The sequence below is a fragment of the Rhizobium sp. A37_96 genome, from assembly GCF_053521765.1.
The window spans coordinates 1,057,051-1,083,451 of the sequence record NZ_JBNWDS010000001.1 but is presented as its reverse complement, the minus strand read 5'-3'; the positions used below and the strand labels follow the sequence as shown (position 1 = coordinate 1,083,451).

General features: G+C 61.6%; 30 protein-coding genes and 2 pseudogenes. 15 read left to right on the top strand and 17 right to left on the bottom strand.

Annotated elements, in window-relative coordinates; translation table 11 throughout:
- Positions 1–60 precede the first annotated feature (60 nt).
- The 6 genes and pseudogenes from ACQZ6J_RS05305 to ACQZ6J_RS05280 all read left to right on the top strand — a co-directional run.
- Positions 61–1,312 (top strand): annotated as a pseudogene (locus ACQZ6J_RS05305) (sigma-54-dependent transcriptional regulator); the annotation flags it as partial.
- A gap of 116 nt (positions 1,313–1,428) precedes the next feature.
- Positions 1,429–1,641 (top strand): annotated as a pseudogene (locus ACQZ6J_RS05300) (helix-turn-helix domain-containing protein); the annotation flags it as partial.
- A gap of 175 nt (positions 1,642–1,816) precedes the next feature.
- Positions 1,817–3,772, top strand: a complete 1,956-nt coding sequence (locus ACQZ6J_RS05295) for a DUF882 domain-containing protein (protein WP_449082449.1) — start codon at positions 1,817–1,819, stop codon at positions 3,770–3,772.
- A 268-nt stretch (positions 3,773–4,040) separates the two neighbouring features.
- The gene (locus ACQZ6J_RS05290; RefSeq protein WP_163986701.1) at positions 4,041–4,658 is read left to right on the top strand and encodes a hypothetical protein; all 618 of its coding nucleotides are present in this window, start codon (positions 4,041–4,043) and stop codon (positions 4,656–4,658) included.
- A gap of 117 nt (positions 4,659–4,775) precedes the next feature.
- On the top strand, positions 4,776–5,618 hold the full coding sequence (locus tag ACQZ6J_RS05285) for a glycosyltransferase family 25 protein (RefSeq protein ID WP_449082447.1): 843 nt from the start codon (positions 4,776–4,778) through the stop codon (positions 5,616–5,618).
- 11 nt (positions 5,619–5,629) lie between these two features.
- A complete protein-coding gene (locus ACQZ6J_RS05280; protein ID WP_449082445.1) occupies positions 5,630–6,331 on the top strand; it encodes a polysaccharide deacetylase family protein in 702 nt (233 codons plus the stop codon).
- Between the two features lie 87 nt (positions 6,332–6,418).
- Here ACQZ6J_RS05280 and ACQZ6J_RS05275 read toward each other — a convergent pair whose 3' ends face one another.
- Positions 6,419–6,613, bottom strand: a complete 195-nt coding sequence (locus ACQZ6J_RS05275; RefSeq protein WP_449082443.1) for a hypothetical protein — start codon at positions 6,611–6,613, stop codon at positions 6,419–6,421.
- 301 nt (positions 6,614–6,914) lie between these two features.
- Complete coding sequence (locus tag ACQZ6J_RS05270; RefSeq protein WP_449082441.1) at positions 6,915–7,316, bottom strand: hypothetical protein; 402 nt, start codon at positions 7,314–7,316, stop codon at positions 6,915–6,917.
- A gap of 222 nt (positions 7,317–7,538) precedes the next feature.
- Between ACQZ6J_RS05270 and ACQZ6J_RS05265 the strand changes: the two genes are divergently transcribed.
- From ACQZ6J_RS05265 to ACQZ6J_RS05250, 4 genes are all read left to right on the top strand, one after another.
- Positions 7,539–8,801 (top strand): flavin monoamine oxidase family protein, encoded by a 1,263-nt coding sequence (locus tag ACQZ6J_RS05265; RefSeq protein WP_449082439.1) that lies wholly within the window; start codon positions 7,539–7,541, stop codon positions 8,799–8,801.
- Positions 8,802–8,992: 191 nt separating this feature from the next.
- Positions 8,993–10,090: a branched-chain amino acid aminotransferase gene (locus tag ACQZ6J_RS05260; protein ID WP_163986693.1), complete on the top strand. Its 1,098-nt coding sequence runs from the start codon at positions 8,993–8,995 to the stop codon at positions 10,088–10,090.
- Between the two features lie 124 nt (positions 10,091–10,214).
- Positions 10,215–11,138, top strand: coding sequence for an NAD(P)-dependent oxidoreductase (locus ACQZ6J_RS05255; RefSeq protein WP_449082437.1), 924 nt, complete (start codon positions 10,215–10,217; stop codon positions 11,136–11,138).
- A 66-nt stretch (positions 11,139–11,204) separates the two neighbouring features.
- A complete protein-coding gene (locus ACQZ6J_RS05250; protein ID WP_449082435.1) occupies positions 11,205–12,257 on the top strand; it encodes an NAD(P)H-dependent flavin oxidoreductase in 1,053 nt (350 codons plus the stop codon).
- A gap of 77 nt (positions 12,258–12,334) precedes the next feature.
- On the opposite strand, the gene ACQZ6J_RS05245 is transcribed toward ACQZ6J_RS05250, so the two are convergent.
- The 3 genes from ACQZ6J_RS05245 to ACQZ6J_RS05235 form a co-directional block, all read right to left on the bottom strand.
- Positions 12,335–12,586 carry a DUF2312 domain-containing protein gene (locus tag ACQZ6J_RS05245; protein ID WP_015341059.1) on the bottom strand — a complete coding sequence of 84 codons (252 nt, stop codon included), beginning with the start codon at positions 12,584–12,586 and terminating at the stop codon, positions 12,335–12,337.
- A gap of 170 nt (positions 12,587–12,756) precedes the next feature.
- Complete coding sequence (locus ACQZ6J_RS05240) at positions 12,757–13,062, bottom strand: DUF1244 domain-containing protein (RefSeq protein ID WP_449082433.1); 306 nt, start codon at positions 13,060–13,062, stop codon at positions 12,757–12,759.
- A 34-nt stretch (positions 13,063–13,096) separates the two neighbouring features.
- Positions 13,097–13,897 (bottom strand): N-formylglutamate amidohydrolase, encoded by an 801-nt coding sequence (locus tag ACQZ6J_RS05235; protein WP_449082431.1) that lies wholly within the window; start codon positions 13,895–13,897, stop codon positions 13,097–13,099.
- 203 nt (positions 13,898–14,100) lie between these two features.
- On the opposite strand from ACQZ6J_RS05235, the gene ACQZ6J_RS05230 reads away from it, so the two are divergent.
- The 3 genes from ACQZ6J_RS05230 to ACQZ6J_RS05220 all read left to right on the top strand — a co-directional run bounded on the left by ACQZ6J_RS05230 (position 14,101) and on the right by ACQZ6J_RS05220 (position 17,198).
- Positions 14,101–14,589, top strand: a complete 489-nt coding sequence (locus tag ACQZ6J_RS05230) for a DUF1036 domain-containing protein (protein WP_449082782.1) — start codon at positions 14,101–14,103, stop codon at positions 14,587–14,589.
- The gene (gene pyk / locus ACQZ6J_RS05225; protein ID WP_163986685.1) at positions 14,589–16,028 is read left to right on the top strand and encodes a pyruvate kinase; all 1,440 of its coding nucleotides are present in this window, start codon (positions 14,589–14,591) and stop codon (positions 16,026–16,028) included. The genes ACQZ6J_RS05230 and pyk overlap by 1 nt, the downstream gene beginning before the upstream one ends.
- Before the next feature lie 534 nt (positions 16,029–16,562).
- Positions 16,563–17,198 carry a LysE family translocator gene (locus tag ACQZ6J_RS05220; RefSeq protein WP_449082429.1) on the top strand — a complete coding sequence of 212 codons (636 nt, stop codon included), beginning with the start codon at positions 16,563–16,565 and terminating at the stop codon, positions 17,196–17,198.
- Positions 17,199–17,202: 4 nt separating this feature from the next.
- Here ACQZ6J_RS05220 and ACQZ6J_RS05215 read toward each other — a convergent pair whose 3' ends face one another.
- From ACQZ6J_RS05215 to ACQZ6J_RS05200, 4 genes are all read right to left on the bottom strand, one after another.
- Positions 17,203–18,174, bottom strand: a complete 972-nt coding sequence (locus tag ACQZ6J_RS05215) for a threonine ammonia-lyase (RefSeq protein ID WP_449082427.1) — start codon at positions 18,172–18,174, stop codon at positions 17,203–17,205.
- Positions 18,175–18,263: 89 nt separating this feature from the next.
- Positions 18,264–18,836: a DUF4865 family protein gene (locus tag ACQZ6J_RS05210; RefSeq protein WP_449082425.1), complete on the bottom strand. Its 573-nt coding sequence runs from the start codon at positions 18,834–18,836 to the stop codon at positions 18,264–18,266.
- The gene (locus tag ACQZ6J_RS05205) at positions 18,833–19,234 is read right to left on the bottom strand and encodes a cupin domain-containing protein (protein WP_449082423.1); all 402 of its coding nucleotides are present in this window, start codon (positions 19,232–19,234) and stop codon (positions 18,833–18,835) included. Before ACQZ6J_RS05205 ends, ACQZ6J_RS05210 begins: the two co-directional genes overlap by 4 nt.
- A gap of 5 nt (positions 19,235–19,239) precedes the next feature.
- A complete protein-coding gene (locus ACQZ6J_RS05200) occupies positions 19,240–19,632 on the bottom strand; it encodes a tautomerase family protein (RefSeq protein WP_449082421.1) in 393 nt (130 codons plus the stop codon).
- A 110-nt stretch (positions 19,633–19,742) separates the two neighbouring features.
- Between ACQZ6J_RS05200 and ACQZ6J_RS05195 the strand changes: the two genes are divergently transcribed.
- The gene (locus ACQZ6J_RS05195; RefSeq protein WP_449082419.1) at positions 19,743–20,684 is read left to right on the top strand and encodes a LysR substrate-binding domain-containing protein; all 942 of its coding nucleotides are present in this window, start codon (positions 19,743–19,745) and stop codon (positions 20,682–20,684) included.
- Here the strand turns inward: ACQZ6J_RS05195 and ACQZ6J_RS05190 are convergent.
- From ACQZ6J_RS05190 to ACQZ6J_RS05160, 7 genes are all read right to left on the bottom strand, one after another.
- On the bottom strand, positions 20,663–21,712 hold the full coding sequence (locus ACQZ6J_RS05190; RefSeq protein ID WP_449082417.1) for an alpha/beta fold hydrolase: 1,050 nt from the start codon (positions 21,710–21,712) through the stop codon (positions 20,663–20,665). The two genes, ACQZ6J_RS05195 and ACQZ6J_RS05190, sit on opposite strands and share 22 nt — an antisense overlap.
- Before the next feature lie 109 nt (positions 21,713–21,821).
- Positions 21,822–22,451: a tetratricopeptide repeat protein gene (locus ACQZ6J_RS05185; protein ID WP_163986672.1), complete on the bottom strand. Its 630-nt coding sequence runs from the start codon at positions 22,449–22,451 to the stop codon at positions 21,822–21,824.
- Positions 22,452–22,542: 91 nt separating this feature from the next.
- On the bottom strand, positions 22,543–22,668 hold the full coding sequence (gene ykgO / locus ACQZ6J_RS05180) for a type B 50S ribosomal protein L36 (protein WP_003582204.1): 126 nt from the start codon (positions 22,666–22,668) through the stop codon (positions 22,543–22,545).
- 208 nt (positions 22,669–22,876) lie between these two features.
- Positions 22,877–23,446 carry a hypothetical protein gene (locus ACQZ6J_RS05175; RefSeq protein ID WP_449082414.1) on the bottom strand — a complete coding sequence of 190 codons (570 nt, stop codon included), beginning with the start codon at positions 23,444–23,446 and terminating at the stop codon, positions 22,877–22,879.
- Positions 23,447–23,521: 75 nt separating this feature from the next.
- A complete protein-coding gene (locus ACQZ6J_RS05170; protein ID WP_449082412.1) occupies positions 23,522–24,586 on the bottom strand; it encodes a 5-(carboxyamino)imidazole ribonucleotide synthase in 1,065 nt (354 codons plus the stop codon).
- Positions 24,583–25,077 (bottom strand): 5-(carboxyamino)imidazole ribonucleotide mutase, encoded by a 495-nt coding sequence (gene purE / locus ACQZ6J_RS05165; protein ID WP_106999120.1) that lies wholly within the window; start codon positions 25,075–25,077, stop codon positions 24,583–24,585. The genes ACQZ6J_RS05170 and purE overlap by 4 nt, the downstream gene beginning before the upstream one ends.
- Before the next feature lie 19 nt (positions 25,078–25,096).
- Positions 25,097–25,300, bottom strand: coding sequence for a YdcH family protein (locus ACQZ6J_RS05160; RefSeq protein WP_112800742.1), 204 nt, complete (start codon positions 25,298–25,300; stop codon positions 25,097–25,099).
- Between the two features lie 230 nt (positions 25,301–25,530).
- Between ACQZ6J_RS05160 and ACQZ6J_RS05155 the strand changes: the two genes are divergently transcribed.
- The gene (locus tag ACQZ6J_RS05155) at positions 25,531–25,704 is read left to right on the top strand and encodes a YdcH family protein (RefSeq protein ID WP_163986666.1); all 174 of its coding nucleotides are present in this window, start codon (positions 25,531–25,533) and stop codon (positions 25,702–25,704) included.
- A 292-nt stretch (positions 25,705–25,996) separates the two neighbouring features.
- Here the strand turns inward: ACQZ6J_RS05155 and ACQZ6J_RS05150 are convergent, their stop codons facing one another.
- Positions 25,997–26,257, bottom strand: coding sequence for an ArsR/SmtB family transcription factor (locus ACQZ6J_RS05150; RefSeq protein ID WP_015341040.1), 261 nt, complete (start codon positions 26,255–26,257; stop codon positions 25,997–25,999).
- Positions 26,258–26,401 lie beyond the last annotated feature (144 nt).

The window sequence follows — 26,401 nt, the reverse complement described above, 5'->3', positions numbered from 1 at the left end:
CTTCATGTTCAAGCCTTTCTGCGAGTGTTCGCTTCAGGTTTCGCATGAAGTGAGGCACCAATGACCGGTTACAATAGCGCCAAGGGGGGCGCGCAGATTCTCGTTGTTGAGGATGATCCGATTCAACGTCGTCTGCTGAAGAATGCCATCGAGCGGCACGGACACGTTGCCCATTTGGCAGAGAACGGCCGTCTCGGCCTTGAGTTCTTGAAGCGTGGCATCGATCAGATCAGCGTTATCGTGCTCGATCTGATGATGCCGGAGATGAACGGCATAGAGTTTCTCGGCGCGCTGAACGATATGGGCATCGACCTGCCCGTCATCGTGCAGACGGGGCAGGGCGGCATCGATACCGTGGTGCAGGCCATGCGGGCCGGCGCCTTCGATTTCGTCGTCAAGCCGGTATCGCCGGAGCGCATCGCGGCATCGATCGCCAATGCGCTGAAACTCGATCAGCGCGAGGCGAAGGCCCGCGCCGGACGCAAGTCGCGCTCGAGCAGCATCACCTTCGACGATATCGTCTCGGCAAGTCCGGCGATGATGCGGGTGATCGATCTGGCTCATCGCGCCGCGCAATCCAACATTCCGGTGGTGCTGGAAGGCGAATCGGGCGTCGGCAAGGAGCTGGTGGCCCGCGCCATCCAGGCCGCAAGCGACCGCGCCGGCAAGCCGTTCGTGACCGTCAACTGCGGTGCTATCCCGCACAATCTGGTCGAGAGCATCCTCTTCGGACATGAAAAGGGCGCGTTCACGGGTGCGGCCGAGCGTCACATCGGCAAGTTCATGGAGGCCGACGGCGGCACGCTGTTCCTGGACGAGATCGGCGATCTGCCGCTGGAAGTCCAGGTCAAGCTGCTGCGCGCCGTGCAGCAGGGTGAAATCGAGACCGTCGGCGCGCGTGTCGCGCAGAAGGTCAACGTGCGGCTGATTTCGGCGACCAACAAGGATCTGATCGAAGAGGTGAAGGCAGGGCGGTTCCGCGAGGACCTTTACTATCGCCTCAACGTTTTCCCGATCACCATGCCGGCCCTGCGCCGCCGCAAGGAAGACATTCCGCACCTGGCACGCGCCTTTGTTGACCGGTTCGCGCTCGAGCAGAAGCTCGATCACCCGCTCGGCATCAGCAACGACGCGCTGGCGCTGCTGACGGCCTATGATTGGCCGGGCAATATCCGCCAGCTCGAAAACGCGATCTTCCGGGCGGTCGTTCTGTCCGAAGGGCCGGAGTTGCTTGACACGGATTTCCCGCAGATCGCCGCGCAGCTGCCCGGCTATTTCGCCGCCGAGCATCCGACCTTAGTTGTGGATAATTCGCATGGTCATCCGGCCGATGCCGTCGCCGTCGAACGGGGCGAACGCATGGCGCACATGGTTTCGCACGGGGCGGCTGCAACCTCTCCGCTTTCCGCGGCCGATGCATCGGCAAGCGCTTCCGACAATGTCATCGTCAGCACCAATATAGCCGGCGACGTCAGGAAACTGGCGGATGTCGAGGAGGAACTGATCCGATTCGCTCTGAAATTCTATCGTGGGCAGATGAGCCAAGTGGCCAGAAAGCTTGGCATCGGGCGCTCAACTCTCTATCGTAAGTTGAAGGATTATGGTATAGACCCCGACGACCCGCAGAAAAACGCTGCATGAGTGAATGCTTAACGTTTAGGCAAGCATATTTTGTTACCCGTCGTAAGGCACTTGTTAGTGCATCGTTCACCATGTATGAAGAGGGCGACCATGTGTGGCATTTTTGCCATCGTGTCACCGCAATTGACAGCCATTTGGAACACGATGCGACATTGTCTGTCGGACGGGGATCGAATTGCCGAATTTGAGTGGAAATACCAAGCCTAATAGCTTGAGCTGGCATTCTGCGTGCTCTGACATATTTCGCAAGGTGGCCAAGGTAGTAGCCGTTGGCCTCCTTGCTTTGGCTGTTTCCACTCCTGTTTTCGTCGGCACGCCCTCGCAGGCGGGCGGCGAAACCCGTAGCCTCAAGATCTATTACGTCCACACCGGCGAAAAGGCCGTCATCACCTACAAGCGCAATGGCAAGTTCGATCCGGACGGCCTCGAGAAGCTGAACCGCATCCTGCGCGACTGGCGCAAGAATCAGCCGACGAAGATGAATCCGCGCCTGTTCGACCTGATCTGGGAAGTCTACCGCGAAAGCGGTTCGCATGAATTCATCTACGTGATTTGCGGCTTCCGTTCGCCCGGCACCAACGAGATGCTGCGCACGCGCTCCGCCCATACCGGCGTTGCCAAGAAGAGCCAGCACATGCTCGGCAACGCGATGGATTTCTACATTCCCGACGTCAAGCTCACCAAGCTGCGCGAAATCGGCATGAAGCTTCAGGTGGGCGGCGTCGGCTACTATCCGACCTCCGGTTCACCCTTCGTCCACATGGATGTCGGCGGCGTGCGCGCATGGCCGCGCATGGACCGCCAGGATCTCGTCCGCCTCTTCCCGGACGGCAAGACGATGCATATTCCGGCTGACGGCCGGCCGCTGCCGGGCTACCAGGAGGCCGTGGCCGATTACAAGCGCCGCATGTCGTCGGACAATATCCAGATCGCCAGCTCTTCTTCGCCTCGTCGCGGCTTCTTCGCCCGCCTGTTCGGCGGCGGCGGTGGTGCGGATGAAGAAGAGGACAATGCAGATACGGGCACGGCCGCAGCGCCGGTGGCTGTCGCTTCGGCTGCCCGCAAGGGTCAGCCGGCTCCGGCCGCCAGCGACGAGGGTGACGATAGCCCGGCTCAGGCTCCCGCCCAGGTTCAGGTTGCCAGCGTAAACGCGCCTGTGCCGCAGGTTCGGCCCGCTTTTGGCAATCAGCCTGCCGGCAGCGACGTTGCTTCCGCTCTCGTCTCGCCGTCTCGTAACGCGGCTCAGGATGCGCTCGCCGCCGCCATGCCGAATACGGACGATCAGCCGCAATATGCCGATCTGCGCGCCTATCATGTGCCGGTGCCTTCCCTGTTGGATCGCCGTGCTCCCGGAGATGCCGAAGTGGCATCGGCCGAGGCTGACATGAGAGGTCAGCTGGCTGCCGTTCCCGTCCCGGCACAGCGCCCCGAACTGGCCGAAAGCCTTCTGGCTTCCGCCGACGCCGATCAGGAATCGATCGACGATCAGGCCGACGCAGGTACGCTTTCGCCGTCGATCGTCGCTGCACTGGAGCAGAGCCGGCCGGATCGGTCGGATGCGAACAATGCGGTTCCGATGACGCCGCCGTCCAACAATGTCGCCTCCAAGGATCAGGTTGCGCCCGTAAATAGCGGCATGGCGACCGACAACGATGCGGCCCAGGCGATCGCTTCGGTCCTGCCGCAGCAGAGACCGGCCCAGCAGATGCCGATGCAGGTGGCGGCGCTGGCGCCGATCCGCAACGAGGTAAAGGCGAGCACTCATCGCTTCAATGACAGTTTCGACACGGTAACGCCGCAGGAACGTGCGATTGCCGCAGGCATTGCAGCCAAGGGCGGGCGGCCGAGCAAGCAGGATGCGGCCGATGCCGATGCCGGCCGGGCAACGGTGACGACTGCGCCGAAGCTGACCGACAAGATGATTTCGCAATGGGCGATCGCGAAGGCTCGCGTCGAGATCGGGAATCGCCCGGTCAAGGCACCGCGTTTCGTGAGCCCGACGCTCCGCGCCCAGCCGACCGCCGTTTATACGGATGGCTTCAAGGTGCAGACGGCTTCCATCGATCCCGAGCGTTTCAGCGGAACCGCCGTGAATTTCCTTCAGGTGAAGAAGTTCAATTCGGTCGAATAGCCTGTCGTTCCGAAGCGCATATCCTCGAGGGAGCCTTTCGGCTCCCTTTTTCTTTCGGTCATGCGGTCGCGGTCCGGAAGGATCAGTCGGCTGCTGCGGCGCATAGTCGGTTGGAATGGTTTCGGTCGGCACGCCTGTTGCTTGCGGGCGACATTGCGCGTGCTTTCAGGTTCGTGTCAGAATTTATGCTTTCCATGCCTCGTTCGTTCAGTTTGGCTTCATCCAGCTCCAGTAGGCCGACAAGCTCGGACGTGATGGATAACGGCATTTGAACCGCAAGACGGCAATCATAATCGGCAACGGCAAGCTGCAGCGCGATCTCTCGGAGATCGTCGACAATGCCGAATTCACGATGCGCTTCAACGAACCGAAAGCGTCTATCGGCATGAGCGGATCCCGCACGGACATTCTCATGCTGGCAGCCTCCAGCAAGCCGATGCAGCGCCGATTGACGGATCCGACCTTCCTGACCAGCGCCACCTTCCGGGCCGCCAGGGAGGTCATGCTCGCCTATCATCCCGATATCATCAGAAAGTACCATCCCAAGCCCAATTTCCTGTCGCGCCTGAAGGGCAGGAGAAGCGACTGGACGATGCGGACGATCGAGCTGGTCGGCGCTGCCGGCAAGGAAATCCGCATCATGCCGCCGCAATTCTATATCGAAGGCTGTGCGGAACTCGGGGTGACCGAAAGCCGGATGCACCAGCTCTTTCCGAGCACCGGCTTTTTCGGCATCCGCTATGCCCTGTCGCAATTGCCCGCCGACGAATGGGACGTGAAGCTGTGCGGCTTCAGCTGGGAGGGATGGAAGCGTCACGCCTGGCTGGACGAGCGCCGCTGGGTCGATGACAGGATAGGCAGCGGACGTATCAGCCTGCTCGTCTAGCCCGGCAGTTGCCAAGATCGGTTGAAAACAACCGTTTTCAGTTTCGCCTCATGTTTGCCTAAGCCCGCTTTCATTCACGGTTGCTAGAGCCTCGCAGAAATGACCGAGGTATTCTCAATGCGAACCCACGAATTCAGCCCGTCTTCGGCGATGCCGCTCGAAAGATCTCTTACGGGATTCGAGTTCGATCATGCGTCCGGTCTGATCGGCATCAGACTGGACGAACCGAAGCAGCCCATCATTCGCGGTTTTATCATCCATTTGCATCGGGCATATGACCGTATGCCTCAGGTCGAAAAGCTCGCGGCAAAGCTTCCGGTGCCTAGCGAGGTCATCGACGCGGTCGATGGCCGCACCCTGACGGCCGATGAAATTGAGCGTGTCTATCGCCGCCGGCTCCAGAAGCCGTACTATCCATTCGAATTGAGCGCAGGCGAGATTGCCTGCTTCCTGTCGCACCGGAAGGCTTGGGCAGCCATCGTCGAGCAGGGTGTCGATGCGGGGCTGATCTTCGAGGACGATGTCGAGATCGACGATACGTTTCACGCGGCCTTTGCCGCGGCCAAGGTCTGTCTGAAGCCGGGCTCGTTCATTCGTTTCCCGTTCCGCATGGGCAAGGAGCATGGCGAGTGCGTTCTCTCGCAGGGAGAAACCAATGTCATTCAGCCCAAGCGCATCGGTCTGGGCATGGTGGCCCAGCTTGTCAGCCGCGATGCCGCCATCCGCCTGCTGGAAGTGACGTCGGTCTTCGACAGGCCCGTCGATACGACCATGCAGATGAGCTGGTTTACCCGCGTGTCTCCGCTCGCGGTCCTTCCGGGCGGCGTGCGCGAGATTTCCCCGCAGCTTGGCGGCAGCACCATCAAGACCCCCAGGACATTGGCGGAACGGCTCTCCAGAGAAGTGTTGCGGCCGCTCTATCGTGCGAAGATCGCTCTTCGTTCGCATCGCATCGTCTGAGATCCCGCATCGTGGCTGTTCCGATTCTCGCATATCATCAGATAGCGGTGCCGCCGTCGCACACCGTGCCGTTCAGAAGCATGGTCGTTCATCCCGCGGCCTTCCAGCGCCAGATGGAGTGGCTGAAGAGGCTTGGCATCCAGGGGTTGTCGTTGCGCGACGCAATGCCCTACATCCGGGGCGAAAAAACGGGCAAGGTTGCCGCCATCACCTTCGATGACAGCTATGCCAATGTCTATGACAATGCCTTGCCCGTGCTGCAGGAGCTCGGCTTCACCGCCACGAATTTCGTGGTCGTGAACCAGATCGGCGGCAGCAACGTCTGGGACACGCCCATCGGCGTGGCAAAAGCGGCGTGCATGTCGGTGGAACAGTTGCTCCGGTGGCATAGCCTGGGCCACGAGGTCGGATCGCACACGCTCGACCACGTTCATCTTCCGCAATTGCCGATGGAGGAGGCGCGACGGCAGATCACGCATTCGCGCGAGCTGCTGGAAGACCTGCTCGACGAGGGCGTCTCGTCCTTTTGCTTTCCCTATGGCGACGAAACGCCGCTCGATCGCGTGCTGACCTATGAGGCTGGCTATAGTGCCGCGACGACCACGCGGCGCGGGCGGGCACGGCCGGATAACGACCCGTTCGGCCTGCCGCGCGCGACCGTTCGGCGCAACGACAGCTGGCTGCATTTCGTCAAGAAGTGCGTCGTCGGCTAGCGACAGCTACGGTGAAACCGTAGCTGTCGCTGTTTTTCTTTCGGATGCGGCCGCTCGCCGGCTGCCGCCGGCAAGCGGCTGCAGGGGTTATGGCTGCTTTGTCGGCGCGGGATTCTCGATGGCGTGGCCATTGCTGTCGCTGAGCGTGATCGGCCCGCCCACATGGCTCTGTCCCGTCGCGGTCGGCGGCATGAGCGTCCATGTAAAGTAGGCAATCAGGCCGCAGACGCCGAGCAGGAAGACGGTGAGGATCGCCGGAATGGACCATTCCTTCGCGAACACAGGCGTTTCCTGGCGAGGTTTGAAAGTGGCTCGGCGCCCTGCCGTCGTCTTATTGAGCTGTGTCGGCATTGTCGCCTCCAGTGGCATAAGTCTCGGCGGGGCAGGGGCCGAAGGCAGCGCAATGGCATATCGATCGGATCATGAGCGGGTTCCTTGGGGAGTTCTGCGCCTCGTGGCAGGTTCTGCCGCAAGGCTTTTTATGAGAAGAGGCGTTCGCCAGGGTCGCACGGATGTCGATCCGTCGCAGGCGACCGGAATGCCACGAGACCGTCAATCACAGCATTTTCGCTGAAGCGCAGGCTCAGGCAAAGTTTTGGAGAGCAGGGGGCGCGCGTGGCCTGCCATTGGGGGGATAGAGCTCTCGCCGGAAGGTCTCGCTGACGGGAGCGACCACATCCTGCCGCACGAATGCAAGATGGCCGGAGGGATCGGCCGGCGGGGCTGGAAGCAGCGTAGCGGCGGAAATACGGCAGGCTCCGCAGCCCGGCATATGCGCCTTGCCATGCTGCTTGCCGTCGGATGTCTTCTCCGTCGTGCAGATGATCGGCAGGGTTCCATCCGGCAAGCGGTACTGTGAAAGCTCCAGCGGCAGTTCGGGGGCGCTGGAAACGGTCGGATGGTGGGCAAAGCCGACGGATATCAACGCGACGGCGCACAGAATGCGCATCAGCCTTTGCGTTGTTGCGAAGATCCGCTTCTGCACGATCTCTCCTCATCATCTGTCTGGATGAAGCACGTACGACATTCGCCGTTTCAGCTCAATGCGGCAATTTGGTATGGCCGTCGTCGTGCCCGTTTACACGCCGCGTCGAGCTCGGCTACAGATGGCGGCGGGGGCTCGCGCTGGCGGATTGGCGAGCCTCATATCGTTCATCTCATCGTGCGGCCGGTTCGCTCACCGGCGCCTGCGCGAAAAGGAATTGGGATGCCTATCGAGTCCTGGAACGGCGGCGAGGTCGATGTTGCCGTCATCGGCGCGGGTGCTGCCGGCGTGGGTGCGGCCCGGCAACTGCAGTTGCTTCGGCCTGATCTGTCGATCCTGCTGCTCGAAGCCTCCGACCGCGTCGGCGGCCGCGCCCGGTCGATCCATCCATTCGGGGTCGATGGCGCCGCGCTCGATCTCGGCTGCGGCTGGCTGCATGGTGCGCGCACCAACGCCTGGACCGGTATTGCCGAGAAAATCGGCCTGACCGTCGATCGCACGCCGGCCCCCTGGAGCGATGGCGGTCATCGGCTGGAGCAGGACACTCCCGACGCAAAGGCCGCCGCCGCCGCCGTCAACGACTTTTTTGAGCGCGTCGATGATTACGACGGCGATGAGGATGCGGATCTGACCGCGATGGTCTCGCCGGGCGAACCGTGGAGCGAGCGGATTTACGCGGTCGGCGCATTCATGACCGGGGGGGAACTCGACAAGTCGTCGGTGATCGATCTCGGCCGCTACGATCCCGGCCCTGGCCCCGACTGGCGCGTGCAGCAGGGCTATGGAACGCTGGTGGCGACCTACGGCCTGCCGGTTCCGACCGTTCTTGGCGTCGAGGTCCGCCGCATCGATCACAGCGCCGCGGGCCATATCGTGCTTTCGACGAACAAGGGCGAGCTGCGGGCCAGAGCCGTCATCGTCACCGTTTCCACAAACGTCCTGGCGGCCGAGCGCATCGCCTTCTGGCCGCCGCTGCCGGAGAAGATCGAGGCGGCTTCGCGTCTGCCCCTTGGCCTGGCAAACAAGCTGTTCATTCGCACCGCCGAGCCTGACATGTTTGCCGAGGATACGCATGTCATGGGATCGCAGCATAGCCGCCGCACAGGCGCCTATCAGCTGAAACCGTTCGGCGCCCCTGTCATCGAGGCCTATTTTGCCGCCGATCTCGCGCTCGATCTGGAGCGGCAGGGCATCGATGCCGTGTTCGATTTCTCGGTGGAGCAGCTGAAGCGCGTCTTCGGCTCGGATGTCGGCGCGAAACTGTCGCCCCTCGTCATGTCCGCCTGGGCGGGCGAGCCCTTTGTCGGCGGATCCTATTCCTATGCGACGCCCGGCGCGTCGGATCTGCGCGGGGTGTTGGCAGCCCCTTGCGACGACCGTCTGTTCTTTGCCGGAGAGGCCTGCTCGCGGGCGCGATATTCGACGGCGCACGGCGCCTATGAAAGTGGCGTTGCGGCGGCGGAAGCCGTCGTAAAAGCGCTGTGATCGAGGCTTGACGGTAGCAATGAGCCATTTGCCGGCGCGAAATAGCGATTTGCCTCGCAAATTTCTGAAAATCGCTCTTAAACTTGCGCAGGAACAGGCGTAAACGCAATCAAATACCACCCGATTTGATTTACACCATCCTTCGGGAGATGGGCGGCGAAAGCCGCGACAAATAAAGCATTGGAGGAGCCATGAGCAACGGCGACGCACTAACCTTCGACATCCAGAAAAACCCCAGTCCCGCGACGGCTAGCGAGCGGGAAGCGCTGCTGCAAAATCCGGGCTTCGGCCGCGTCTTCACCGATCATATGGTGACGATCCGCTATTCGCAGGACCGTGGCTGGCATGACGCCAAGATCGAGGCGCGCAAGGCGCTGGCTCTCGATCCGGCGACCGTGGTGCTTCACTATGCGCAGGAAATCTTCGAAGGGATGAAGGCCTACCACCTGCCCGATGGCGGTGCTGCTCTCTTCCGTCCGAGCGCCAACGCCCGGCGCTTCAACAATTCGGCCGAGCGGCTGGCCATGCCGACCTTGCCGGAAAATGTCTTTGTCGAGTCCGTCCGCGAGCTGGTGAAGATCGATCGCGAGTGGATCCCCACCGCGGAAGGCGCGTCGCTCTATCTCCGGCCGTTCATGATCGGCTCGGAATCCGCGCTCGGCACACGGCCGGCGACCGACTACCTCTATTGCGTCATCGCCTCTCCGGTTGCCTCCTATTTCAAGGGCGGCGCATCGGCTGTCACGCTTTGGGTTTCCGAGAATTTCACGCGCGCTGCTCCTGGCGGCACCGGTGCCGCCAAGTGCGGCGGCAACTATGCGGCAAGCCTTTCCGCACTGGCTGAAGGCCAGCGCGAAGGCTGCGAGCAGGTCGTCTTCCTCGACGCCGTCGAAAAGCGCTGGATCGAAGAACTCGGCGGCATGAACGTGTTCTTCGTCTTCGACGACGGCTCGCTGCAGACGCCGGCATTGACCGGTACGATCCTGCCGGGCATCACTCGCGACTCGCTGATCAAGCTCGGGCGCGACATGGGCTTGACCGTTCGCGAGGAGCCCTATTCCATCGATCAATGGCAGGCCGATGCCCAAAGCGGCCGCCTGCGCGAAGCCTTCGCCTGCGGCACGGCAGCGGTGGTGACGCCGATCGGCAAGGTGAAGGGCCGCAAGTACGGTTTCACGATCGGCGACGGCAATGCCGGTCCTGCCACCCTTCGCCTGAAGGCTGCGCTGACCGATATCCAGTTCGGCCGGGCGCAGGACAAGCATGAGTGGCTGGACCGCCTGTTCTGAGCGGAAAGCCCTATGATCCGCGCCGGGTTTTGACCGGAGCATGATCGATACCCGGCGGGAAACGCTCCCGCCGGGCTCTGACACGAGAGATCGCATAGTCACCCGAACCATCGGAGTTGTTGTGATGACCAAGGTCAGCGAGCGTCCCGGCACCGAGCCGGGCGAGGAGATCGGCTTTGTCGGTCTCGGCGTCATGGGCCAGCCGATGGCCCTCAATCTTGCAAAAGCCGGTACGAAACTCGTGGTGTGGAACCGCTCGCCGGCCGCGGCAGATCCTCTGCGGGAGGCTGGTGCCGCCGTGGCTGCGAGCGTCGAAGAGGTGTTCGGGCAGACGCGCATCGTCATTCTGATGCTTGTCAACGAAGAGGTGCTGGACGCGGCCCTGCAGCGCGGGACGCCCGCCTTTGCCAAGCTGGTTGCCGGGCACATCGTAGTGTCCATGGGGTCCAATTCTCCCGACTATTCGCGCGGGCTCGCCACCGAGATCGCTGCCGCCGGTGGGCGCTATGTCGAGGCGCCGGTTTCCGGCTCGCGCAAGCCCGCGGAAACAGGGCAGCTCGTCGCACTGTTGGGCGGCGATGCGGACGCGGTTGCAGAGGTGCGGCCCTTGCTTGCGCCCATGTGCCGCGAGACGATCCTGTGCGGCCCGGTCGGCAATGCGTTGCTGATGAAGCTTTCCGTCAATCTCTATCTTTGCACGATGCTGGCGGGGCTCGCCGAGGCCGCGCATTTTGCCGAAAGCAACGGGCTCGACCTTGCGACTTTTCAGGCCGCCATCGACAGCGGCCCGATGGCCAGCGATCTGACGCGCGTGAAAATTCCGAAGCTTGTTGCCCGGGATTTTTCAGTGCAGGCGGCAACGGCCGATGCGTTCAACAGCACCAAACTGATCGCGCAGGCGGCGCGCGCCGCCGGTTTGGCGTCGCCGGTTCTCGACCTTTGCCGCGAGCTCTATGGGGAAAGCGTCGAGCTCGGCAACGGCCGGCTCGACATGGTGTCGGTGGTGGCAGCCATCGAGGCCCGTACCGCGGCGCTTCGTCGCTCCTAGCAAACCACGGTCCGATGCCTATGTTCGGTTGAGATTTCATCAGACATTCCTGAAAGGAAAACGGACATGTCTGCCCCTGTGGACAGCAATCTCTTTCAACGGCTTGGTTTGAAGCATCCATTGGTCGTCGCGCCGATGGCCGGTGGTCCTTCTTCGGTGGAACTCGTGGCGGCCACTTCGTCTGCTGGCGCTCTCGGGGCCATGGGAGGCGCCTATTCCAATGCCGCGGCCATCGAGGCTTTCGCGGCGCAGGTGCGACAGCGGACCGACAAGCCGTTTTCGATCAACCTCTTCATTCCGCACTCGATCCCAGAGGTCGCAAGCGACCGGGTTGACCGCGCGGTGGAGGCGACTGCTCGATATCGCCAGGAACTGGAACTGCCGTCGCCGCAGCTTGAGGCGCCCTACGAGGAGGATTTCGACGCGCAGTTCGAGGCCGTGCTGCGCCTCAGGCCGGCATGTTTCAGCTTCGTCTTCGGTCTGCTGCCTGCCGAGCATGTCCGCGCGGCGAAAAAGGCCGGCATTCCGCTAATCGGCACGGCGACGACGCTCGATGAGGCGAGGGCGCTGGAGGAGAGCGGCGTGGATGCGGTCACGCTGCAGGGCTTCGAGGCCGGCGGCCATCGCGGCATTTTCGATGCCAGGGCGGCGGATCCGGAAATCGGCCTTCGCGATCTCCTGGCGCAGTGCGTCGGCACCATTCGCGTGCCGCTGATTGCGGCCGGTGGCATCATGACGGCCGGCGGCATTCGGGCGGCGCTGCAGGCGGGCGCGCAGGCCGTGCAGATGGGTACGGCGTTCCTTGCCTGCGCGGAGGCCGGAACATCGGTGCCCTATCGCAGGAAGCTTCTCGAAACGCCGGAGCGCAGGACGCGTACGACCCGCGCCTTTTCCGGCCGCTTCGCCCGCGGCATCGAAAACCGCTTCATGGATGAGATGGATGGGAAACCAGAAGCCATCCTTCCCTTCCCGGCGCAAAACAAGTTCACGCGCGACATGCGTGGCGCATCGACGGCGAAGGGATCGCCGGATTTCCTGTCTCTTTGGTCGGGAACCGGCAAGGGCGAACTCTGGCAAGGCAATGCCGCCGCGCTGATCGACCGTCTTTTCGCGGAATGACGTTTTCTCACGCTCCAAAAAGAAAGGAGCCGGCAAGCCGGCTCCCGATCATTTCGCAAGGCTGACGAGAGCCTCGATCATTCCATGCCGAGTGCGGCCATGTAGGTCTGCAGGATGGATTCTTCTTCCAGCCGTTCGTTCGCGTCCTTCTTGCGAAGGCGGATGATGGTGCGGATCGCCTTGGTGTCGTAGCCACGACCCTTGGCCTCGCCCATCACATCCTTGATGTCGCTGCCGATCGCGGCCTTTTCTTCTTCCAGGCGTTCGATCCGTTCGATGAATTGACGCAGTTCCGCCGCGGCCACGTTCTCGACGCTGTTCTCTTCCATGCACTTCTCCTAAAGGGTCCTAAAGGGTCGCCTGCCGCCGGTCGCAAATAAGATCGGTGGATCACCGATATGGAACATCGCTTCAGGCGAGCGCGGTATTTCGAATTCGATCGGGCAGTTGACGTGCCGCGAATGGCGCGCAAGGTCAAGCCGTATTGGTGAAGGGAGCGTTAATCTTTCGGCTTGTTTTGCTCGAAAGCGGCTTTTTGCACAGGCGAGGCTTCTTTCTGATGCAGGTTCTTCCAATCCTCGTAGGGCATGCCGTAGATCATCTCACGCGACTCGTCCTTGCTGACGGGCAGGCCTGCTTCTTCGGCCGCTTCGCGATACCAGTTGGAGAGGCAATTGCGGCAAAAGCCGGCGAGGTTCATCAGATCGATATTCTGAACGTCGCTCCGCTCGCGCAAATGCGCGACGAGATGGCGAAATGCGGCGGCCTCGAGCTCCGTCTGCTGTTCCCTGGTGAGTGTGGTCATCTCTTTTTCCTCGATTTGCTGGCGGTGCCGCGCCTCATGCCAAAGCCTCGTAAGGCCCGGTGCGTGAAGGATACCGCCTATATTCGTGCAAGGCCGGGTCGCCGTTGATCTCGGCGAAGATCGGCGACAGCCGGTCGGCCCATTCCACAATGCCGGTCTCGTCGCCGATCAGATCCTGGCGGACTTCCAGCAGTGCGTGCGGAATACCCTTCATCATGCAATGGCGGAACATGGTGTCGTTGCGCAAAGCGCCGTCATAAGGCTCGTTGTCTCCGACAACGAGATCGGTATCGGCGCCGAGCTTTGCAAGGAGCGGCGCGACGGCGCGCTCGTCGCTATCCCACAAAACGCTTGCGTGCCAGGGTCGCGGCACGCCTTTCCACGCCGGCGTGAAGGAATGCATCGACCAGACCAGGGGGGCCTTGCCCGTCGCTTCCGCCACCGCGGAAATCGTCTCGTCGACGGCTTTGTGGTAGGGCCGGTGGAAAGCCTCTATGCGGTAGTTCCATTCTTCATCCGTGATGGGATGATTGCCCGATATGATCGCTCCGTCAGAGATCTTCATGACCAGGGTCGGGTCGTCCTCGCCGCGGTTCGGATCGATCAGCAGGCGGGAGAAGCCGCCGAGCACGCCCGGCACGCCCAATCTCTGGCAGAGATGGCGGCACAGGCCTTCGATGCCGATATCATAGGCGATGTGGCGGGAAAACGCGGCTTCCGGCAACCCAAGGCTGCCGTAGCGCTCAGGCAGGTGCCGCATGGCATGATCGCCAAGAATGACCATGCCTTTGTCACGATTGCCGGGTATGATTTCGAAAGCTTTGAAGTCGGCCATGCGGATTGTCGGTTATCGTAATTTTCAACTCTTTGTTTGATTGCATGTGCGGATGGAAGGTGCAAGGTTTGCAGCTTCGATCGGATGAAGAGCGGCGCGTCGCGCCGTGACCGTCCGCGAAGAAAATATAATCGATTAGAGTTGCGTTGACATTCATGGGATGGCGGCGCAAGAAGACGCAACAACGAATAACCGGGAGCCAATTGGAAGCCGTGTCCAGCCAAGTCGCGCCACGTTTCGTTAAGCGGTCAGGTCCGCTAGCCCGAATCGCCTTCCTCATTCTCGCTGCGGCTGCGCCGTTCTTCTTCATGCCAAATGCGGCCCACGCCGATTTCCGAACTTGCAACGGCACGCAGAATCTCGTCGGTGTGGCGATCGGCTATCGCGCGAAAGAAGGCTGGGTAACGGAAGGCTGGTGGCAGATTCCCGCCAATACCTGCGCCACCTTGATCGAGGGGCCGCTCCAGTCCCGCTATTATTACCTCTACGCAGAAGATGCGGCCCGCGGCGGCCGCTGGACGGGCGACGTCGAAATGTGCGTGGCGGAAAACGAATTCAAGATCCCAGGCGTGAAGGACTGCTACGCGCGTGGCTACCAGAAGATGGGATTCAAGGAATACGACACGGGGCGTCAGGCGAGCTGGATGGTTCAGCTCTCCGATACCCCGGGCAGCCAAGAGAGCCAGAATTGATGAAACGAAACAGAAAAGTCAAAATCCTCGCAACGCTCGGTCCGGCTTCCTCGACGGAGGAAATGATCCAGAAGCTTCATGAGGCCGGGGCAGACCTGTTCCGCATCAACATGAGCCATGCCAGCCATGATTTGATGCGCACGCTGATCCAGCGCATTCGCGCCGTCGAAGCCCGCTGTGGTCGTCCGATCGGCATTCTCGCTGACTTGCAGGGTCCCAAGCTGCGCGTCGGCAAGTTTGCCGAAACCAAGGTCGATCTCAAGCCGGGCCAGACCTTTACGCTCGACAATCAGGATATCCCCGGCGACAACACGCGTGTCTACCTGCCGCATCCGGAAATCCTGGAATCGGTTCAGCCCGGCCACCGCCTGCTGATCGATGACGGCAAGCTGGCGCTGCGTGCCGAGAAATGCGACGGCAAGAGCATCGTCACGACGGTCATTTCGGGCACGAAGATTTCGGACCGCAAGGGCGTCAGCCTGCCCGATACGCTGCTCGGCGTCGGTGCGCTGACCGAGAAGGACCGTGTCGATCTCGATGCCGTCCTCGCCACCAACGAAGTCGACTGGGTGGCGCTTTCCTTCATCCAGCGCCCGGAAGACCTGACGGAAGTCCGCAAGATCTCCCATGGCCGCGTCGGCCTGATGTCGAAGATCGAGAAGCCGCAGGCCGTCGAGCGCATCGAGGAAATCATCGAGCTTTCGGATGCGCTGATGGTGGCCCGTGGCGACCTCGGCGTGGAAATGCCGCTGGAATCCGTTCCCGGCATTCAGAAGCAGCTGATCCGCGCCTGCCGCCGCTCCGGCAAGCCGGTCGTCGTCGCCACGCAGATGCTGGAATCGATGATCTCCGCGCCGGTTCCGACCCGCGCCGAAGTTTCCGACGTCGCGACCGCCGTCTTCGAAGGCGCCGATGCGGTCATGCTCTCGGCGGAATCCGCATCCGGCGATTATCCGGTCGAAGCCGTTTCCATGATGGCCTCCATTGCCGGCACCATCGAACGCGAGCCGCATTATCCGGGCATCATCTATGCCCAGCGCGCGCTTCCCGAAGCGACCGGCGCCGATGCGATTTCGCTCGCTGCCCGCCAGATCGCCGAAACGCTGAAGCTCGCCGCCATCGTCTGCTACACCTCGTCCGGCACCACCGGCCTGCGCACCTCGCGCGAGCGTCCGCAGGTTCCGATCCTGGCGCTGTCGCCGATCATCCAGACGGCACGTCGCCTTTCCGTCGTCTGGGGCATGCACTGTGTCGTCACGCACGATGCGACCGACCTCGACGACATGGTCAACAATGCCTGCCGCATCGTCGCCGAAGAAGGCTTCGGCAAGCCCGGCGACCGCATCATCATTTCGGCAGGTGTGCCGCTCGGCACGCCCGGCGCCACCAACATGCTGCGCATCGCCTATATCGGTTCGGACGGCCAGTCCGGCGTGTGATTGCCGATGTAAGATTGCGGCAAGCACCCTGAAATATCCGAAACCCGCTGTCGCAAGACGGCGGGTTTTTTCTTGAGGCCGACGTGCCCGCGATTGCCCCAACAGGCGGATTGAAAAGGAAATCCGCCCATGAAAGTCGGATTGATCGGATTGGGTCAGATGGGCAGTGCCATGGTTGCCGCGACGGTGGCGGACGCTGGGTTGGTGGAGTAGGTTACGGCCAGTAGCCCTTGGCAGCCTAGTCTGTGGGAAGTGCGCACCCCCCTCTGTCCCTGTCGGGACATCTCCCCCACAAGGGGGGAGGTCGTCGGGAGCTTGCCGCGTGTTCTGTTCAAGCCGATGAACTACAGTTTCTGTAGATTCGATGTTCGTTTGAGGTGTGTCGGCGCCGCAGGTAACCAATCTTCCCCCTTGTGGGGGAGATGTCCTGAAAGGGACAGAGGGGGGTATCAGCGGCTCGGCATACTGGAAGCAAGCCCCTCTTGCTAAGCACCGCACCACATGCAACCTTCCTCCCTTCAAGAGGAGGGACACATGCATCTGACCACGTTGCTCGCCTTCGCCGCCGTTTCCTTCATCGGTATCGCGACGCCGGGGCCGACCGTGCTGCTGGCGCTGACGAATGGTTCGCGCTTCGGCGTCAGGCGCGCCTTGCCGGGCATGGTCGGTGCTGTGCTTTCCGATGCGGTTCTCATCAGTGCCGTCGCCATCGGCCTCGGTGCGCTGCTGGCGGCTTCCGAATTCTGGTTCTCCGCCCTGAAATGGGTGGGTGCGGCCTATCTCGCCTTTCTCGGCATCATGATGCTGCGCTCGAAGGGAACCATCGACGGTGCCCTGCAGGCCGGCGCGAGCCAGCCGAGAGGAACTGTCTTTTCCATCGGCCTGAAGAGCTTCATGGTCGCCGTCACCAACCCGAAGGGCTATCTCTTCTTCTCGGCCTTCCTGCCGCAGTTCATCGATCCGGCGGCGCCGCAAATGCAGCAATATATCGTTCTGGGCGGTATCTTCGCTGCGCTCGATTTCGCGATCATGTTCGGCTATGCGGTTTTCGGCTCGCAGGCCGTGCGCGTGCTGAAGTCGGAAGGAGCGAAATGGCTCGAGCGCGCCTGTGGCGGCGCGCTGCTGGCTCTGGCAGGATCGCTGGCGCTGTATCGTCGCGCCATAAACTGAGGATTTAGTGGCGGCTGAGCGCCGCTTCGAAGACATCCTGATCGACGTTGCCGCCCGACGTGACGGCGATCACCGTATCGCCGACGATGTCCTGCCCGTGGAAAAGTGCTGCGGCCAGCGCCACGGCTCCTCCCGGTTCAACGACGATCTTCAAACGAGTGAAGGCGAGCGCCATGGCCTTCTGTGCCTCTTCGTCCGACACGACGAGTCCCGGACCGCAGAGGCGTTTCAGGATCGGAAACGTGATGTTGCCCGGCTGCGGCGTGATGATGGCGTCGCAAATCGAGCCTTGCAGCGCGGCGTTGCGCTCGATCCTGCCTGACGCCAGCGAGCGGGCGGTGTCGTCGAAATTCTCCGGTTCGCATGGGTGAACCTTGAGGCCAGGCGCGCGGGATTCGAGCGCGAGCGCGATGCCCGAAGTCAGGCCGCCGCCGCCGCAAGGCACGAGCACGCTTGCAGCCTCGATGCCTTCCTCCGCAGCCTGTTCGGCGATTTCCAGCCCGGTCGTTCCCTGGCCGGCGATCACCTGCGGCTCGTCGAAAGGCTTGATGAGCGTCAGGCCGCGCTCTTTCGAAAGGCGCGCGCCTATCTCGTCGCGATCTTCCTTCACGCGATCATAAAGCACCACGTCGGCGCCGAAGGCGCGGGTATTGGCGATCTTCAGCTTCGGCGCGTCCGTCGGCATGACGATGACGGCGGGGATGCCGTGCAGCCTTGCGGCCAGCGCCACGCCTTGCGCATGGTTGCCGGACGAGAAGGCGATGACGCCCTTGGCGCGCACGGACGGCTCCAGCGCGGAAACTGCCGACCAGCCGCCGCGGAACTTGAAGGAGCCGGAGTGCTGCAGGCACTCGGCTTTCACGAACAGGCGGCGCCCGGCGATCTCATCGAGAAAAGGGGAGGAGAGAAGCGGGGTGCGCCGCGCCCGACCGCCGAGGCGAGTACGGGCGGCTTCGATCATTGCGATATCGACCATGGAGGGATCACTCTTCTGATTTAGAAAGGCTTTCCATCCATAGAGCGCCCCGCTTCTCATTAAAACAAGGAGATTGTCTCCGTGACACTTCAGGCGGCGTCAGGCAGCGAAAGATGCCCGACATTGTAAATCTGCAGACCCGATCGGGCCGGATCTTTCGGCGGCTCGGCCAACAGGCGGAAGCGAACCAGCGTCCAGTGGGTCGGCTCGAAAGCGACCACCGAGGCGAGTGCGCCGCCATTCGATATTGCCTGAGCTGCCGCCTCGCTCTCCTCTATCCGGAGTTCGGCAAGCGATGCGTGAGGCTCGATCGGGACGACCTCCCGTGCCGCAAACTTCGCGCTGCGAATATTGGCGGCGGTGTCCGCACCCCAGACGACCCATATATTGACCTGGGGTCTGCCGAAACTCCCGGTCAGTGCCGCGAAGCCGGGGCCGTAGATGAATTCGCTCAGGCCCTCCTCCTGCTGCCAGACATAGAAGGGGGAATAGAGGTTTTCCCGGCTCCCCGTCACGGCATCGCCCTTTCTTGCCGAGAGATAGGCCTTGAACTTCAACCCCGGGAAGTTGTCGAGCAGGGGACCCTTGTCGCGGATGCGGCGATCGACGATCGTCATGTCGTAGTCCGCGGGCAGGGGAATGTTATACTGCATGCCGATCATGGCCGTTCCTCCAGCCAGGTCACGGCGCTGCCGTCCTGCGCGGCCTGGATGCTGATATAGGAGAAGGTGCTTTCCGGTGCTGCGCCATGCCGATGCCGCTCGTTCGGCGCGAAGGTGATGCAATCGCCGGCCCGCAGTTCTTCAGCGGAGCCGCCGAAGCGTTCGGCGAGCCCGACGCCTGACAGGACATAGAGGATCTGTCCGTGCGGATGCGTATGCCAGCGTGTCATGACGCCGGGCTCGAGGGCGCAGCGTAAGGCAGTCAGGCCGCCGTTTTCATTGCTTTCCACGAGAGATTCCACCCAGAAAGGGGCGGTGGCGATACCTGCGGGCGATTGACGCATGTCCGTGCCGGCACGGTGAATGGCGGGAGATTGGCGGGCGGTGGTTTGGGACATCGCTCTCAAGCCTGCTCGATCATCTGGGCGCGGCCGTCGGCAAAGGACCAGTCCTCACGCGTTGCGGTCGTGATCGTAATCATGATGTCCTCGGGACGAACTCCGGGCGCATCGCCAAGCAGTTCGGCGACCCTGCGATAAAAGGCCTTCTTGACCTCGGTGCTGCGCGGTTTGCCCGTCGTCACGTCGAAGAAGACGTAATCGTCCGAGCGCGGAGTGCTGGCGAAATAGGTCCGGTCGAAGACCAGCTCATGCGGCTCCAGCTGGTGAATGGCCTGGAAGCGATCCGTCGGCGGCACCTCGAAGGCTTCCACCAGAGCGCGGTGGAAATTGTCGGACAGTGCCTTGAGGTATTCTGGCGACTTGCCGCGCAGAAGGGTGATGCGGGTGAATGGCATGGGATGCTCCTGTCTGTGTGTCACTTGACGAGCATAGATTGCCACGAGATAATCATCCTGAAAATTGGATAATTCTGGACTAATAGTCCCAAAAATATGGATGGTTTTCCATGCGGAAAGTTATCTTCGATCTCGATGTCCTGCGCAGCTTCGTCACCGGCATGGACCTCGGCAGCTATGCCAAGGCGGCGGATCGGCTCGGGCGTTCGACCTCGGCGATCAGTGCCCAGCTCAAGAGGCTGGAAGAGCAGGCGGGCGCTCCGATCTTCCGCAAGGCAGGCCGAGGCCTGGCGTTGACGGAGGCCGGCGAGACGATGCTCGCCTATGCGCGCCGGTTGCTGGATCTCAACGACGAGGCGGCCAGCGCGCTGCACGGAACCGAGCTCGAGGGATGGGTGCGCCTGGGTTTGCAGGAGGATTTCGGGGAAACGCTGCTGCCCGAAGTGCTCGGACGTTTCGCGCGCGCGCATCCAAAGGTGCGCATCGAGGCGCGCGTGGTGCGCAATGTGGAGCTGGTCGAGCGGGTAACGTCCGGCAAGCTCGATCTGGCGCTTGCCTGGAGCGATGGCTTTCGTACGGCCCATACGGATCGTATTGCGGAGGTACCGCTCTGCTGGGTCGGGCCGGCCAATGGCGCGGTGCACTGGCGTGCCGACAGCGGCGAGACCATGCCGCTTGCCTCATTGGAGGCACCGTGTCTGCTGCGGAACATCGCCACGAAGGCGCTCGATCGTGCCGGTATCGGCTGGCGGATATCCTTCGTCAGCCCGAGCCTCGGGGGGCTTTGGGCGGCGACGGCGGCCGGCCTCGGCCTGGCGTTGCGCACGCCGCTTGGCTTGCCTGACAAGGTTCGGCAACTGATGCCGGGCGAGGCCGGCCTGCCGTCTTTGCCGAAGCTGGATCTCGTGTTGCATCGCGCCGAGGCGGAGGCGAGCCCGGCGACGGAACGACTGGCATCGATCATCCTGCAGTCGGTGCGGCAGACGGTCGAGGCCGTGCCGCAGAGCCGGCTGTTCGAGGATGCGCGTGACTACGACGCTGTTACGGCCTGAGATGGCGATGGCCGCCCGGATGCATTGCTGCCGAAGCTGGCGATGCGGATTTCTGCCTGTGCGGCAAGTTCTTGCAGATCGCGCGGCTGGCCGGCCAGCCGTTCGATGGCGGCGATCGCGACATCCGTCGTCACGTAGTCCGGCTTGTGGCCGAGATTGCGGATGGTGACGAGCTCGGCGCCGGCGATATCCCGTGCAAGACCGCGCGAGTGCAGTTCCTCAAGCACGATATCGTCGCTGTCGCCGGTAATGATGACCGTAGGCGCCTTGATCTCCCTATAGCGCGGCGCGTGAGCGGAGACATAGGCGAGGAGGTTGACCACATCGGCGGCGTTGTTGCGGAAGGTATGTGGCCGCAGCACCAGTTCGGGCGCGGTTTTCATGATGTAGTCCGCCGGTCGCTCGTTCGGGCGGAAGATGCTGAGCGTGCCGGTTTCGACCCGGCGCAGGCCGATCGGAATGACGAACAGATGGGTGAAGAGCCAGCCGAGGACGGGCATGGCGGCGAGCGTATAATACCAGTCGACGCCGCCCGGCCAGGGATGTGTCGCCGGAGCGAGAAAGAGCAGCCCCTCCGTCCTGTCGGGATGGCGCAAGCCGAAGGCGGCGGCGATTGCGCCGCCGAAGGAGTGGCCGATGATGATGGCGCTCTTGATGCCGCGCTCGTCCATCAACCGCGCGATGGCATCCGCCTGGCCGGAGGGAAGGGCGTTTTCGGCCGTTCCGCGCTCGGAATAGCCATGGCCGGGACGATCGACGAACAGCATTTCGGCCCGGCCGCTCAAAGGCGCTGCAAACGCTTCCAACTGATCGCGCAGATTGCCGCTGGCGCCATGGATGAACACCAGGGCCGGCAGGTCCGCCGTTACCGGGCGCGGCAAGTGCACGGCATTGAGGCGATAGCCGCCGATATCGGTCAGTTCGCCGATATTGGGATAGGTCTGCTCGATGGCGCGCGTCTTGTAGGCGGAAAAGCCTGCAGCGACGACAAGAAGCATGACAACGGTGGCGAGCAAAGAATCGATCATTGCGGCACGGATCAAATATCTCGAGCTACTTATCTAGCGCATTGTTGCGGCTTTTCATCCCTTCCTGCCTGATTCGAATGGCGGGACGGGCAAAGCCTCGGCCAAGACGTCAGGTGCGGCTTCCGGCAATCTTTTCCGACAGCTTGTCCGCTTCTTCCTGGGCCGACCGATTCGCCGGATAGACCTCCAGAAAGCGCTCCCAGGCCTTGAGGGCAAGCGCGTCGTTGCCGCGTTCGGTCAGGATCGCCGCCATGCCGGCCAGCGCGCCGAAATGGCGCGGCTCGATGCGCAGGACCTGATTGATGTCTTCCATGGATTTGCGGTAGTCGCCAATGGCGAAGTTCAGCGTCGCCCGACGATTCCAACCTTCGACATAGTCGGGCTTCAGCGAAATCACCTGATCCAGATAGTCCATGGCAGCGAAATTGCGCTTGTCCTGGATGGCCTTGTCGGCCCACTGCATCAGAAGATTGATCGTGGCGCTGCCGGAATCGCTGAGCTGGGTATTGATCTGTTCCGCGATCAGGTTGGCCTGATCCGGATCGCGCTGGCGCTTCAGGGCTGTGAACAGATTGTCGAGCTGCTGCTTGGGCGACAGGCTGCCGGAGGAATCTCCGGGATCGGTCTTTTCCACTTGGCTCGTCTCATCCGCCAGCGCCGCATGGGGGGCGGTGGCAATCAAGGCAAGCAGAATCGGCAGGGCTAGATATGACAAAGCAAAAACGCGCATGGCGGGCATAGTAGCCCGCCAATGTCGAAGATCAAAACAAATTTGATGCGATCAACTAAAACTGAGCGCCGGACCCACAGGATCCGAGCCGCGCGCTAAATCAGCCCTGACGAGCCTTGTAACGCGGGTTCAGCTTGTTGATGATATAGATGCGGCCCTTGCGGCGGACGAGACGGTTGTCACGATGGCGCGCCTTGAGCGACTTGAGCGAATTCTTGATCTTCATTTTTCTGATCCGCGATGTTCGAGGGGGAATGTCACATTCGCCCGTGTCTTTAACAATCAAAAGCGCGCTCAGGGCGCGCTCTTTAGGGTGGGGAGCAAATACCCTGTCATACTGGGCCTGTCAACCACACGGCGCTACTTTTGGGGTGGGATCGTCGAATATGCAAGGTAAAAGTCGGTCGTTTGACGCTTTATTAGCGCGGGCACCTTTAGCTCTCGGGATGTAGCAAAGCACTTTTATAGCTGGTTCCGGAAATTTGACGTCGCGCGCGACGGCTGCTTGTTTCTGCTTCCAGCTCCGACGAATAGGAATAAATGCTGTCTAATTCACAATGTGAGTCGATGCCTCGAACAATGTCTGCGATCGCATTCTTCGCCAAATAGATCTTGGGGTCCTTGTCGCTCAAGAACGTCTGATCAACGCGAAAGACCAACTGCACCTTTCCGACCAGCAGATTGACGGTAATGTCCCCGGCAATCTCGACAAAATATACGGCTACGTCCGATGGGTGCCATATATCCGCGGACAAAAAGCCTAGCGGCGTCGTGCGGCCGGTGAGTCCACCCAAGGCGAGGACCAAATTGCTTGTGAAAATCTCGAAGTCGCCTTCCAGATCGCCTGCCCATTCGATCTGGAACCAGTTCGCTCTATATGGCGCATCTGTATCGAACTGGATTTCCAGTTTTCCATAACACCAGTAGAGAGGTACGCCCCCGTCCGATCTCGTTCCGAGTTTGCTGGGAGCGCCCAGCGCAGCTACCACCTCGGATATGGTCAATCCTGGCCTTATGGTACCTAAAACTCCGGTCCTTAAGAATTCTCGGAACGAGGCGAGCGTTTTTACAGTCAGCTCTCAAGCTCCATGTGCAAGGGTGGTAACATGCCCCATCTTGCGGCCCGGCCGTGCTTCGGTCTTGCCGTAAAGATGGACCAGTGTACCGTCAAGGCGCAGCCATTCCGGCAGTGCCAGGATGTCGTCGCCGATCAGATTGGTCATGACACAATCCGAATGCCGCCGGGGATTTCCGAGCGGCAGGCCGGCGACGGCGCGGATATGCTGCTCGAATTGCGAGATGACGCAGGCGGCTTCCGTCCAGTGACCGGAATTGTGGACGCGCGGCGCCATTTCATTGGCAATCAGGCTGCCGTCGGCAAGCACGAAGAACTCTATGCCGATGACGCCGACATAGCCGAGCGCCGTCAATATCTTCTCCGCAGCTTCGCGAGCGGCGGCGGCCGTCTGCTCCGAAATACCCGATGGCAGCGTGGAGGTGTGGAGAATGCCGTTCCGATGAACATTCTCGGCCGGGTCGTAGCAGGCAACCGTTCCGTCGATCCCGCGTGCGGCGATGATGGAAATCTCGCGCTCGAAGGATACGAAGCTTTCGAGAATCAGCGGCACGTTGCCCAATGCCGCGTAGCCGCCCTCGGGGCTATCGGCGTCGGAGCGATAGACGCGCTGTCCCTTGCCGTCGTAACCCAGGCGGCGGGTCTTCAGCACGCCTTGCCCGCCGAAATCGGCAAGAGCCTTTTCGAGGTCGGCCTGGCTGTCGACGGCATGGAAGCGGGCCGTCGGGATGCCGCAGCCATTGATGAACTGCTTCTCGGTCAGCCTGTCCTGCGCCATTTCCAGCGCTTTCGGCGGCGGATAGACCGCTACCCGCGAGGCCAGTTCCTCGGCGGCGGAAACCGGGACGTTCTCGAATTCATAGGTCACGACGTCGCAGCGCTTCGCCAGTTCGGCAAGGGCTGCCGCATCGTCGTAAGCGGCGGCGATCTGTTCGTTGGCGACCTGGGCTGCCGGACAGTCCGCCTGCGGTTCGAGGATGATGGCGCGGAAATTCAGGCGCGCAGCCGCCATGGCCAGCATGCGGCCGAGCTGGCCGCCGCCGATGATGCCGATCGTCTTCGCGCTCATAGGTCGTCCATCGGATATTCGGCAACGGCAGCGCTCTGGCGCGCGCGCCATTCGTCGAGCCGGTCGGCGATTTCCTCGTCACCGAGCGCCAGGACGGCCGCGGCAAGGAGGGCGGCGTTGACGGCGCCGGCCTTGCCGATCGCCAGCGTTCCCACAGGAATGCCGGCCGGCATCTGTACGATGGAGAGGAGGCTATCCTGCCCGGACAGCGCGCGGGATTGCACCGGCACGCCGAAGACCGGCAACGGCGTCATGGACGCGGCCATGCCCGGCAGATGTGCCGCGCCGCCGGCGCCGGCGATGATGACCTTGAAGCCCTCGTCCCTTGCGCCCTTGGCAAAATTCACCAGCCTGTCGGGTGTGCGATGGGCGGAGATGATGCGCGCATCATAGGTGATCTCAAGCGCTTCCAAAGTGTCCGCGGCATTCTTCATGGTCTCCCAGTCGGACTGGCTTCCCATGATGATGGCGACAGGCGGTCTTTCGGTCATCATCGTTCCGTTCTGCTCCTCAGGCTATGATGTCGGGGATGATCTGGTCTTCCAGCTTGCTCAGCTTGTCCTTTATGACGAGCTTCTTCTTCTTCATGCGCTGGATACGAAGGGCATCGCAGCCCGTCTGAATCATGGCATTGATTGCGGCGTCATAATCCTCGTGTTCCTGACGCAGACGCGCCACGATCAGCCTGATTTCCGCCTGTTCCTGATCGGCCATGTTTCTTTCCCCAGCATATTGCGGAATCGCATTCGTCCCGCCTCCTGAATCTCGCAAGCTCCTATCATCAAATGACGATAACGGGAAGTTATCCTTCATCACGAATTTGCCGCCTATAGGACACGTTTTCGCCTTCGACAAAGGCTCGATGTTATGGCAGAGTGCGAGGGTTGACACCTAGGGCCTCGGCGAATGGATGGTTGAGGCTCTTCAGAGGAAGGAAGGGTCATATGACTGTTCAAGCTCATCTTGAATCGCTCGAAAAGAAACATGTCGCGCTTGAGGAGGCGCTGCATATGGCAATGTCATCTCCCTCTATCAATGATACGGAAATAGCCGATATCAAACGCAGGAAACTGCGCGTCAAGGACGAAATCCAGCGTCTGCGTTCCTCAGTTCACTAAGGTAACGCCTTCAAAGTTCAAAAAGCCATCGATCTTGGGGGCAAGAGAGGCAGATCGAAAGGTCTCAAGGCAATTTCAGCCAGGATCGATGAGCATTTCCGTTAAAACGGATGCGCCGGCTTCATAGCGTCGAAAGTAGGGGCTGGCGCAATTTTCCCGCTAGAGGACGGTTCGGGCATGGCTCCCATCGTTCGGACCAGAGTAAGTCGGACCAACCACTTTCGAGGCATCGTTCCCCGTCCGATATCTCAGCGATTTCGCAATTTTTCCAGAATGTCGGCAAAGCGAAGGCTCAGGACCAGAACTGATCCAGCCATAAATTGAGCTTGTCGAAACCGCGGCTGTTGACCGCGTATATGCGTTTCGTGCCTTCGTTGGTGACGGATACGAGATTGCTGTCGAGCAGCGCCTTGAGATGCTGCGAAACCGCCGGCCGGCTGATCGGCAGGCCCTGCGCCAGTTCGTTGACCGTTTTGGGTGCGCGGCGCAACTCCTCCAGCAGGTGACGCCGGTTCGGATCCGCGATGGCTGCGAAGGGGTCCATGGTCGACATGGCGGAAAGCTACGTCAAACGCCAAAGGGCGGCAAGCTAATTGTGCGCTGCACGATATATTGTGCGATCCCGCAGATTGCTGCGGTTGCGGGAGCAATTCGTTTTCGTGCGGACAGGCGGTTTCGGACGCTGCCTCTTGTCAGA

Bases quoted from the DNA above. Each gene is read 5' to 3' on its own strand.
- ACQZ6J_RS05285 (WP_449082447.1), top strand. From the start codon at position 4,776: ATGCGAACCCACGAATTCAGCCCGTCTTCGGCGATGCCGCTCGAAAGA.
- ACQZ6J_RS05265 (WP_449082439.1), top strand. From the start codon at position 7,539: ATGCCTATCGAGTCCTGGAACGGCGGCGAGGTCGATGTTGCCGTCATC.
- ACQZ6J_RS05260 (WP_163986693.1), top strand. From the start codon at position 8,993: ATGAGCAACGGCGACGCACTAACCTTCGACATCCAGAAAAACCCCAGT.
- ACQZ6J_RS05255 (WP_449082437.1), top strand. From the start codon at position 10,215: ATGACCAAGGTCAGCGAGCGTCCCGGCACCGAGCCGGGCGAGGAGATC.
- ACQZ6J_RS05250 (WP_449082435.1), top strand. From the start codon at position 11,205: ATGTCTGCCCCTGTGGACAGCAATCTCTTTCAACGGCTTGGTTTGAAG.
- ACQZ6J_RS05245 (WP_015341059.1), bottom strand. From the start codon at position 12,586: ATGGAAGAGAACAGCGTCGAGAACGTGGCCGCGGCGGAACTGCGTCAA.
- ACQZ6J_RS05240 (WP_449082433.1), bottom strand. From the start codon at position 13,062: ATGACCACACTCACCAGGGAACAGCAGACGGAGCTCGAGGCCGCCGCA.
- ACQZ6J_RS05235 (WP_449082431.1), bottom strand. From the start codon at position 13,897: ATGGCCGACTTCAAAGCTTTCGAAATCATACCCGGCAATCGTGACAAA.
- pyk (WP_163986685.1), top strand. From the start codon at position 14,589: ATGAAACGAAACAGAAAAGTCAAAATCCTCGCAACGCTCGGTCCGGCT.
- ACQZ6J_RS05220 (WP_449082429.1), top strand. From the start codon at position 16,563: ATGCATCTGACCACGTTGCTCGCCTTCGCCGCCGTTTCCTTCATCGGT.
- ACQZ6J_RS05215 (WP_449082427.1), bottom strand. From the start codon at position 18,174: ATGGTCGATATCGCAATGATCGAAGCCGCCCGTACTCGCCTCGGCGGT.
- ACQZ6J_RS05210 (WP_449082425.1), bottom strand. From the start codon at position 18,836: ATGATCGGCATGCAGTATAACATTCCCCTGCCCGCGGACTACGACATG.
- ACQZ6J_RS05205 (WP_449082423.1), bottom strand. From the start codon at position 19,234: ATGTCCCAAACCACCGCCCGCCAATCTCCCGCCATTCACCGTGCCGGC.
- ACQZ6J_RS05200 (WP_449082421.1), bottom strand. From the start codon at position 19,632: ATGCCATTCACCCGCATCACCCTTCTGCGCGGCAAGTCGCCAGAATAC.
- ACQZ6J_RS05195 (WP_449082419.1), top strand. From the start codon at position 19,743: ATGCGGAAAGTTATCTTCGATCTCGATGTCCTGCGCAGCTTCGTCACC.
- ACQZ6J_RS05190 (WP_449082417.1), bottom strand. From the start codon at position 21,712: ATGATCGATTCTTTGCTCGCCACCGTTGTCATGCTTCTTGTCGTCGCT.
- ACQZ6J_RS05185 (WP_163986672.1), bottom strand. From the start codon at position 22,451: ATGCCCGCCATGCGCGTTTTTGCTTTGTCATATCTAGCCCTGCCGATT.
- ykgO (WP_003582204.1), bottom strand. From the start codon at position 22,668: ATGAAGATCAAGAATTCGCTCAAGTCGCTCAAGGCGCGCCATCGTGAC.
- ACQZ6J_RS05170 (WP_449082412.1), bottom strand. From the start codon at position 24,586: ATGAGCGCGAAGACGATCGGCATCATCGGCGGCGGCCAGCTCGGCCGC.
- purE (WP_106999120.1), bottom strand. From the start codon at position 25,077: ATGACCGAAAGACCGCCTGTCGCCATCATCATGGGAAGCCAGTCCGAC.
- ACQZ6J_RS05160 (WP_112800742.1), bottom strand. From the start codon at position 25,300: ATGGCCGATCAGGAACAGGCGGAAATCAGGCTGATCGTGGCGCGTCTG.
- ACQZ6J_RS05155 (WP_163986666.1), top strand. From the start codon at position 25,531: ATGACTGTTCAAGCTCATCTTGAATCGCTCGAAAAGAAACATGTCGCG.
- ACQZ6J_RS05150 (WP_015341040.1), bottom strand. From the start codon at position 26,257: ATGTCGACCATGGACCCCTTCGCAGCCATCGCGGATCCGAACCGGCGT.